The 8,746-nt window shown below is 70.8% G+C and carries 4 protein-coding genes and 1 pseudogene; 2 read left to right on the forward strand and 3 right to left on the reverse strand.

The window, feature by feature from the left end; genetic code table 11:
* Nucleotides 1-60 precede the first annotated feature (60 nt).
* From ACWGDE_RS32280 to ACWGDE_RS32290, 3 genes are all read right to left on the reverse strand, one after another.
* Nucleotides 61-1,521, reverse strand: coding sequence for a glutamate synthase subunit beta (locus tag ACWGDE_RS32280; RefSeq protein WP_453392588.1), 1,461 nt, complete (start codon nt 1,519-1,521; stop codon nt 61-63).
* A complete protein-coding gene (gene gltB, locus ACWGDE_RS32285; protein ID WP_453392591.1) occupies nt 1,514-6,055 on the reverse strand; it encodes a glutamate synthase large subunit in 4,542 nt (1,513 codons plus the stop codon). Before gltB ends, ACWGDE_RS32280 begins: the two co-directional genes overlap by 8 nt.
* A gap of 376 nt (nt 6,056-6,431) precedes the next feature.
* On the reverse strand, nt 6,432-7,163 hold the full coding sequence (locus ACWGDE_RS32290; protein WP_453392589.1) for a VIT1/CCC1 transporter family protein: 732 nt from the start codon (nt 7,161-7,163) through the stop codon (nt 6,432-6,434).
* A 279-nt stretch (nt 7,164-7,442) separates the two neighbouring features.
* On the opposite strand from ACWGDE_RS32290, the gene ACWGDE_RS32295 reads away from it, so the two are divergent.
* Nucleotides 7,443-8,429, forward strand: a complete 987-nt coding sequence (locus ACWGDE_RS32295; protein WP_453392590.1) for an ADP-ribosylglycohydrolase family protein — start codon at nt 7,443-7,445, stop codon at nt 8,427-8,429.
* A pseudogene (locus ACWGDE_RS32300) lies at nt 8,426-8,746 on the forward strand (hypothetical protein); the annotation flags it as partial. The gene ACWGDE_RS32295 and the pseudogene ACWGDE_RS32300, both read left to right, overlap by 4 nt.

The following is an 8,746-nucleotide window of genomic DNA, read 5'->3' on the forward strand; positions in this document are numbered from 1 at the left end:
TGCCGCACTTCGTTGTGCGGACCGATGAGGGGTCCCGGCCGGGGCCGGGGGTACTGCGAGTTACACGGTGATGGAGCGGTCCGTCGGCTTGACCGGGTACGGGAGGGCGCTGGTGCCGGTCAGGAAGCGGTCCACGCCGCGGGCGGCCGAGCGGCCCTCCGCGATGGCCCAGACGATCAGCGACTGGCCGCGGCCAGCGTCACCGGCGACGAAGACGCCGTCGACGTTGGTCGCGTACGAGGCATCGCGCTCGATGTTGCCGCGCGCGTCCATCGCCAGGCCGAACTGCGCGACCAGGCCGTTCTCCTGGTCGGTGCCGGTGAAGCCCATCGCCAGGGTGACCAGCTGCGCGGGGAGGACGCGCTCGGTTCCGGGCTTCTGCTCCAGCTTGCCGTCCTTGAACTCCACCTCGACGAGGTGCAGGGCCTGGACGTTGCCGTCCTCGTCGCCCTCGAAGTGGGTGGTGGAGACGGAGTAGATCCGCTCGCCGCCCTCCTCGTGGGCCGAGGTGACCTTGTACAGCATGGGGAACGTCGGCCAGGGCTGGCCGGCGGTCCGGTCCTCGGAGGGACGCGGCATGATCTCCAGCTGCGTGACCGAGGCCGCGCCCTGGCGGTGGGCGGTGCCCACGCAGTCCGCGCCGGTGTCGCCGCCGCCGATGACGACCACGTGCTTGCCCTCGGCGGTGATGGGGGGCGCCATGAAGTCGCCCTCCTGCACCTTGTTCGCGAGGGGCAGGTACTCCATGGCGAAGTGGATGCCCTTGAGCTCGCGGCCCGGGACCGGCAGGTCGCGGGAGACGGTCGCGCCCGCCGCGATGACCACCGCGTCGAACCGCTTGCGCAGGTCGGTGGCGGTGATGTCGCGGCCGACCTCGACACCGGTGCGGAACTTGGTGCCCTCCGCGCGCATCTGCTCGATGCGGCGGTTGATGTGCACCTTCTCCATCTTGAACTCGGGGATGCCGTAGCGCAGCAGGCCGCCGATGCGGTCCGCGCGCTCGTACACGACCACGGTGTGGCCGGCCCGGGTCAGCTGCTGGGCGGCGGCCAGACCGGCCGGGCCCGAGCCGATGACGGCGGCCGTCTTGCCGGACAGGCGCTCCGGCGCCTGCGGGGTGACGTCGCCGTTGTCCCACGCCTTGTCGATGATCGAGACTTCGACGTTCTTGATCGTGACGGCCGGCTGGTTGATGCCGAGGACGCAGGCGGACTCGCACGGCGCCGGGCACAGCCGCCCGGTGAACTCCGGGAAGTTGTTCGTCGCGTGCAGACGCTCGGAGGCGGCGGTCCAGTCCTCGCGGTACGCGAAGTCGTTCCACTCCGGGATCAGGTTCCCGAGCGGGCACCCGTTGTGGCAGAACGGGATGCCGCAGTCCATGCAGCGGCCGGCCTGCTTGCTGATGATCGGGAGCAGCGAGCCCGGAACGTAGACCTCGTTCCAGTCCTTGAGGCGCTCGGCCACGGGACGGGTGCAGGCGGTCTCGCGCGGGGTGGTGAGGAAGCCCTTCGGGTCAGCCATTGGTCGCCGCCTCCATCATCTTCTCAGTGGTCTCGGACTCGGAGAGTCCGGCCAGCTCAGCGGCGTCCTTGGCGGCGAGCACTGCCTTGTAGGTGGTCGGGATGATCTTGCTGAAGCGGGCCGCCGAGGCGGTCCAGTCAGCCAGGAGCTTCGCGGCCACGGTCGAGCCGGTCTCCTCCTCGTGGCGGCGCACCACGTCGTGCAGCCACAGCGCGTCGGCGTCGGAGAGGGCTTCGACCGCACCCGCGTTGCCGACGTTGACGTTGTTCGGGTCGAGGTCGACGACGTACGCGACGCCGCCCGACATGCCGGCCGCGAAGTTGCGGCCCGTCTCGCCGAGGACGACCGCGGTACCGCCGGTCATGTACTCGCAGCCGTGGTCGCCCACGCCTTCCGAGACGACCAGGGCGCCGGAGTTGCGGACGCAGAAGCGCTCGCCGGTGCGGCCGCGCAGGAACAGCTCGCCGCCGGTGGCGCCGTAGCCGATCGTGTTGCCCGCGATGGTCGAGTACTCGGCCAGGTGGTCGGCGCCGCGGTCCGGGCGGACCACGACGCGGCCGCCGGAGAGGCCCTTGCCGACGTAGTCGTTGGCGTCGCCCTCCAGGCGGAGCGTCACGCCGCGCGGCAGGAAGGCACCGAAGGACTGGCCGGCGGAGCCGGTGAAGGTCAGGTCGATGGTGTTGTCGGGCAGGCCCGCGCCACCGAACTTCTTCGTGACCTCGTGGCCGAGCATGGTGCCGACCGTGCGGTTGATGTTGCGGATCGCGACCTGGGCGCGGACCGGCTGGGCGTTCTCGGCGGAGTCCGCGTTCAGCGCGTCGGCGGCGAGCTTGATGAGCTCGTTGTCGAGCGCCTTCTCCAGACCGTGGTCCTGCTCGATCAGGGCGTGGCGGACCGCGCCCTCGGGCAGCTCCGGCACGTAGAAGAGCGGCTCCAGGTCGAGACCCTGCGCCTTCCAGTGCGTGACGGCCTTGCTGGTGTCGAGGAGCTCGGCGTGACCGACGGCCTCCTCGATCGTGCGGAAGCCCAGCTCGGCGAGGAGCTCGCGCACCTCCTCCGCGATGAACTCGAAGAAGTTGACGACGAACTCGGGCTTGCCGGAGAAGCGGTCGCGCAGGACCGGGTTCTGGGTGGCGATGCCGACCGGGCAGGTGTCCAGGTGGCAGACGCGCATCATGACGCAGCCGGAGACGACGAGCGGCGCGGTCGCGAAACCGAACTCCTCGGCGCCGAGCAGCGCGGCGATGATGACGTCGCGGCCGGTCTTGAGCTGGCCGTCCGTCTGGACCACGATGCGGTCGCGCAGCCCGTTGAGCAGCAGGGTCTGCTGGGTCTCGGCGAGGCCGAGCTCCCAGGGACCGCCCGCGTGCTTCAGCGAGGTGAGCGGGGAGGCGCCCGTACCGCCGTCGTGGCCGGAGATGAGGACGACGTCCGCGTGGGCCTTGGAGACACCCGCGGCGACCGTACCCACGCCGACCTCGGACACCAGCTTCACGTGGATGCGGGCGGCCGGGTTGGCGTTCTTGAGGTCGTGGATCAGCTGAGCCAGGTCCTCGATGGAGTAGATGTCGTGGTGCGGCGGCGGGGAGATCAGACCGACACCCGGGGTGGAGTGACGGGTCTTGGCGACCCACGGGTAGACCTTGTGGCCGGGCAGCTGGCCGCCCTCGCCGGGCTTGGCACCCTGCGCCATCTTGATCTGGATGTCGTCCGCGTTGACCAGGTACTCGCTCGTGACACCGAAGCGGCCGGAGGCGACCTGCTTGATGGACGAGCGGCGCGCCGGGTCGTACAGGCGGTCCGGGTCCTCGCCGCCCTCACCGGTGTTGGACTTGGCGCCCAACTGGTTCATGGCGATGGCGAGGGTCTCGTGCGCCTCCTTGGAGATGGAGCCGTACGACATGGCGCCGGTGGAGAAGCGCTTGACGATGTCGGCGACCGACTCGACCTCGTCGATGGAGATCGACGGCCGGTCCTCCGTCTTGAAGCCGAACAGGCCGCGGAGCGTCATGAGGCGCTCGGACTGCTCGTTCACCCGGTCGGTGTACTGCTTGAAGATGTCGTACCGGCGGTTGCGCGTGGCGTGCTGGAGGCGGAACACCGTGTCCGGGTCGAACAGGTGCGGCTCGCCCTCGCGGCGCCACTGGTACTCGCCGCCGATCTCCAGCGCGCGGTGCGTGGCCGCGATGCCGGAGGCCGGGTACGCCTTGGCGTGGCGCGCGGCCACCTCCTTGGCGATGACGTCCAGGCCGGCGCCGCCGATCTTGGTGGCGGTGCCCTGGAAGTACGCCGCGACGAACTCCTCGTTCAGGCCGACGGCCTCGAACACCTGGGCGCCGCGGTACGAGGCGACCGTGGAGATGCCCATCTTGGACATGACCTTCAGGACGCCCTTGCCGAGCGCGTAGATCAGGTTCTTGATGGCCTGCTCCGGCTCCAGGCCGGACAGGAAGGTACCGGCGCGCAGCAGGTCCTCGACGGACTCCATGGCGAGGTACGGGTTGACCGCGGCCGCGCCGTAGCCGATGAGCAGCGCGACGTGGTGGACCTCGCGGACGTCGCCGGCCTCGACCAGCAGGCCCACCTGGGTGCGCTGCTTGGTGGCGATGAGGTGGTGGTGCACGGCCGAGGTGAGCAGCAGCGACGGGATCGGCGCGTGCTCGGCGTCGGAGTGACGGTCCGAGAGGACGATCAGGTGCGCGCCGTTCTCGATGGCCGCGTCGACCTCGCCGCGGATCTCCTCGAGGCGGGCGGCCAGGGCCTCGCCGCCGCCCGAGACCCGGTACAGGCCCGAGAGGGTGGCGGCCTTCATGCCCGGCATGTCGCCGTCGGCGTTGATGTGTATCAGCTTGGCGAGCTCGTCGTTGTCGATCACCGGGAACGGCAGCGTGACGCTGCGGCAGGACGCGGCGGTCGGCTCCAGCAGGTTGCCCGTGGGGCCGAGGGAGGACAGCAGCGAGGTGACGAGCTCCTCGCGGATGGCGTCCAGCGGCGGGTTGGTGACCTGCGCGAAGAGCTGGGTGAAGTAGTCGAAGAGCAGCCGGGGGCGCTCGGACAGGGCCGCGATCGGGGAGTCCGTACCCATGGAGCCGAGCGGCTCGCCGCCGGTACGGGCCATCGGCGCGAGGATGACGCGCAGCTCTTCCTCGGTGTAGCCGAAGGTCTGCTGGCGGCGGGTGACCGAGGCGTGCGTGTACGCGATGTGCTCGCGCTCGGGGAGGTCCTCGAGCTCGATCTCGCCGGTCTCCAGCCATTCGGCGTACGGGTGCTCCGCGGCGAGCGCGTCCTTGATTTCGTCGTCCTCGATGATCCGCTTCTGGGCGGTGTCGACGAGGAACATCTTGCCGGGCTGCAGGCGGCCCTTGCGGACGACCTTGGCCGGGTCGATGTCCAGGACGCCGACCTCGGAGGAGAGCACGACGAAGTCGTCGTCGGTGACCCAGTAGCGGCCGGGGCGCAGGCCGTTGCGGTCGAGGACCGCGCCGACCTGGGTGCCGTCGGTGAAGGTGACGCAGGCGGGGCCGTCCCACGGCTCCATCTGCGTGGAGTGGTACTTGTAGAACGCGCGGCGGGCCGGGGCCATGGAGGTGTGGTTCTCCCACGCCTCCGGGATCATCATCAGCACGCTGTGCGGGAGCGACCGGCCGCCGAGGTGGAGCAGTTCCAGGACCTCGTCGAAGGAGGCGGAGTCGGAGGCGTCCGGGGTGCAGATCGGGAAGATCCGCTCGAGCGCGCCCTCGCCGAAGAGGCCGGAGGCCAGCTGGGACTCGCGGGCCTTCATCCAGTTCCGGTTGCCCTTGACCGTGTTGATCTCGCCGTTGTGCGCGACGAAGCGGTACGGGTGGGCGAGCGGCCAGGACGGGAAGGTGTTCGTCGAGAACCGGGAGTGGACCAGGGCGATCGCGGAGGCGAAGCGGCGGTCGGAGAGGTCCGGGAAGAAGGGCTCGAGCTGGCCGGTGGTCAGCATGCCCTTGTAGACGATGGTCCGGGCGGAGAGCGACGGGAAGTAGACCCCGGTCTCGCGCTCGGCGCGCTTGCGCAGGACGAAGGCCTTGCGGTCGAGCTCGATGCCGCTCGTCCCGTTGGAGACGAAGAGCTGCGAGAAGGCCGGCATGGTGGCGCGGGCGCCGTTGCCGAGCAGGTCCGGGGTGACCGGGACCTCGCGCCAGCCGAGAACCTTGAGGTTCTCCTCGGCGGCGATGGCCTCGATCTGCTCCACGGCGACGGCCTGTGCGGTGCCGTCGGCGGGGAGGAAGGCGATGCCGACGGCGTACGCGCCGGCCTCGGGAAGGTCGAATCCGGCGACCTCGCGCAGGAACGCGTCCGGGACCTGGGAGAGGATGCCGGCGCCGTCGCCGGAGTCGGGCTCGGAGCCGGTGGCCCCGCGGTGCTCGAGGTTCCGCAGTACGGTCAGCGCCTGCTCGACCAGCGTGTGGCTGGCCTCGCCGGTGAGGTTGGCCACAAAGCCGACGCCACAGGCGTCGTGCTCGTTGCGCGGGTCGTACATGCCCTGCTGGGCGGGGCGACCGTCCATGGGCGACCAGGCGGTGTTGCTGAGGCCGGTCGCGGAGTGCGTGGATGCGGAACGCATCGGCTCTCCCGTCGTCGTCGTGGCATATGTGCATAGCCGAGGGACGACGTTGGCCCTCTGCGAAATTTCGTGCAGATTACATGATGACGACAATCCCGAGAAGCGGATATGTCATTCCAGCATGCGGACACTGCCCGAAGCAGATGAGAAGGGACTTTCGCAGGTGTCCGGCGATCGGGACACGGGACGAAGGTCCCGGTGCGGGGCGGGCCTCATTGCCCGGCGCCCAGAGTCTGATGCCCGGCGGACATGGGATCGAAACCGCCGGGTAACTGACTACTTATGTTGCCTACTGCATAGTGTCTCACTCCCTGCGCGGTCAGCCTACGGCTCCGCCGATCCAGGTTCCCAGGATGTACGTCACACCGGCGGCCGCGCCACCCAGGACCAGCTGGCGCATTCCGCTGTACCACCAGGACCGTGCGGTGACCCGGGAGACGACCGCTCCGCAGGCGAAGAGCCCCACCAGGGCCAGCAGCACCGCGGGCCACAGGGTGGTGGCACCGAGCAGGTACGGCAGTACGGGGATCAGCGCGCCCAGGGCGAAGGAGCCGAAGGAGGACACGGCGGCGACCATCGGCGACGGCAGGTCGTCGGGGTCGATCCCGAGCTCCTCGCGGGCGTGGATCTCCAGCGCCTGCTCCGGGTCGCGGGAGAGCTGCATGGCCACCTCGCGGGCCAGCGCGGGCTCGACGCCGCGCGATACGTACAGCTCGGCCAGCTCCTCCATCTCGTCGACGGGGTGCTTGCGCAACTGCTGGCGCTCTATGTCCAGTTCGGCGAGGACGAGCTCGCGCTGCGAGGCGACCGAGGTGTACTCGCCGGCCGCCATCGAGAAGGCTCCGGCGGCCAGGCCGGCCAGGCCGGTGACCACGATGACGTGCGGGGCGACGGCGCCGCCGGCCACGCCGGTCATCAGGGCGAGGTTGGAGACGAGCCCGTCCATGGCACCGAAGACCGCCGGGCGCAGCCATCCGCCGTTGACGTCGCGGTGGGTGTGGTTGTCGCGGTGAGCGGTGTGAAGCGGTGCTTCGATATCGATGATGGACATGGCGGTCATCTCCCCTTTTGTACGAGTGGGTGCACAGAGCTGTGCCACGGACGACGCGCGGGCACCCACTCCCCCTGAACACCTCGAAACTACGCACGATTTTCGGCGCCCGCCAGCAAGGTAGGCCGTACTTACCTGGGGTTTTGGGGATCGGCGACCGGGTGACGGCAGTGCGGGCGGGGTGTTTTGCGACGAGCGACAAACCACATGCCATGGCACAAATCCCCCAAGGGCTCAATATGAGTCCCATCCAAGTGGGAGAGGCGCGCCATGGAGCTGATGAAGCAGATTGCATGCAATCCGCAGGTCCTCCTCGAACGGGCCCGGGGCGCTCTTCTCGGACTCGCGGTGGGTGACGCGCTGGGCGCTCCCGCGGAGAACATGAAGCCGTCGGAGATCCGGGCGAAATGGGGCCGGATCGAGGGCTTCGTCTCGGACGACCCGGCGGGCACGGACGACACGGAGTACGCGATCTTCTCGGGCCTGCTGCTGGCCCGCCACGGATCGGCGCTCACCGTCGCGCACGTCGAACGCGCGTGGCACCACTGGATCGCGGACCTGGACGAAGGCCCGTTCCGCGGCGCGGGCTTCTCGGAACGCGGCACCCTGGAAAACCTCCGCCGCGGCCTGGCGGCCCCCATCTCCGCCCAGCACCGGCACGCCTGGTCGGACGGCCTGGCCATGCGGGCGGCCCCCTTCGGGGTCTTCGCGGCGGGCCGCCCCGCCGAAGCCGCCCGGCTGGTCGCCATCGACGGCTGCGTCAGCCACGACGGCGAGGGCATCTACGGCGGCCAGGCCGTCGCGGCGGGCGTCGCCGCGGCGATGGCCGGGGGCTCGCCCGCCTCGGTCGTCTCGGCAGCCCTCTCGGTCATCCCCTCGGACTCCTGGACGGCACGCTCCCTGCGCCGGGCCGTGACCGCCGCTCCGCGCGGCGAGCGTGCGGTCCGCTCCGCCGTGGTGATCGGCGGCTACCCCTGGACGGACCTGGCCCCGGAGGCGGTCGGCCTGGCCTTCGGCGCCTTCGCCGCATGCCGCGGGGACTTCTCCTCCTCGGTCCTCATGGCGGTCAACATGGGCCGGGACGCGGACACCACGGCGGCGGTGGCGGGCGCGCTAGCCGGAGCGATGTCCGGCGCGGGGGCCATCCCCCCACCCTGGTCCTCGGCGATCGGCCCGGTCCGGGGCAGCTGCCTCCCCTCGATGCGCGGCTACCACGTCCTGGACATCGCGGACCTCCTCACCCCGGAAACCGAGACCCCCCGATGACCCTCACCCCCACGAACCCCTCCCCGCCCCAGCCCGACCCGACGGGTGCCCCGGAGGGGGTCGACACCCCGACCGACCGTCCTGCCCCCGACCCGGCTTCGGACGGGGGCACGCTCCCGGGCGGCAGGCCCGACCCCGACCACGCTCCGGACGGACTCGGCACCCCGGGCGTCTGGCCCGGCCCCGACCGTGCTCCGGGGGCGGGGGCGGAGCCGCCCGACTGCCTTCCGGGCGCGGCCCCCGGGGCGGCGGCGCTGTCGGCCGCGCCGACGGAGCCGAGCCAGGCCTCCCGGTCCGCCGACGCCCAGTGTCCGGAC

Source organism: Streptomyces sp. NPDC054956 (assembly GCF_053609185.1).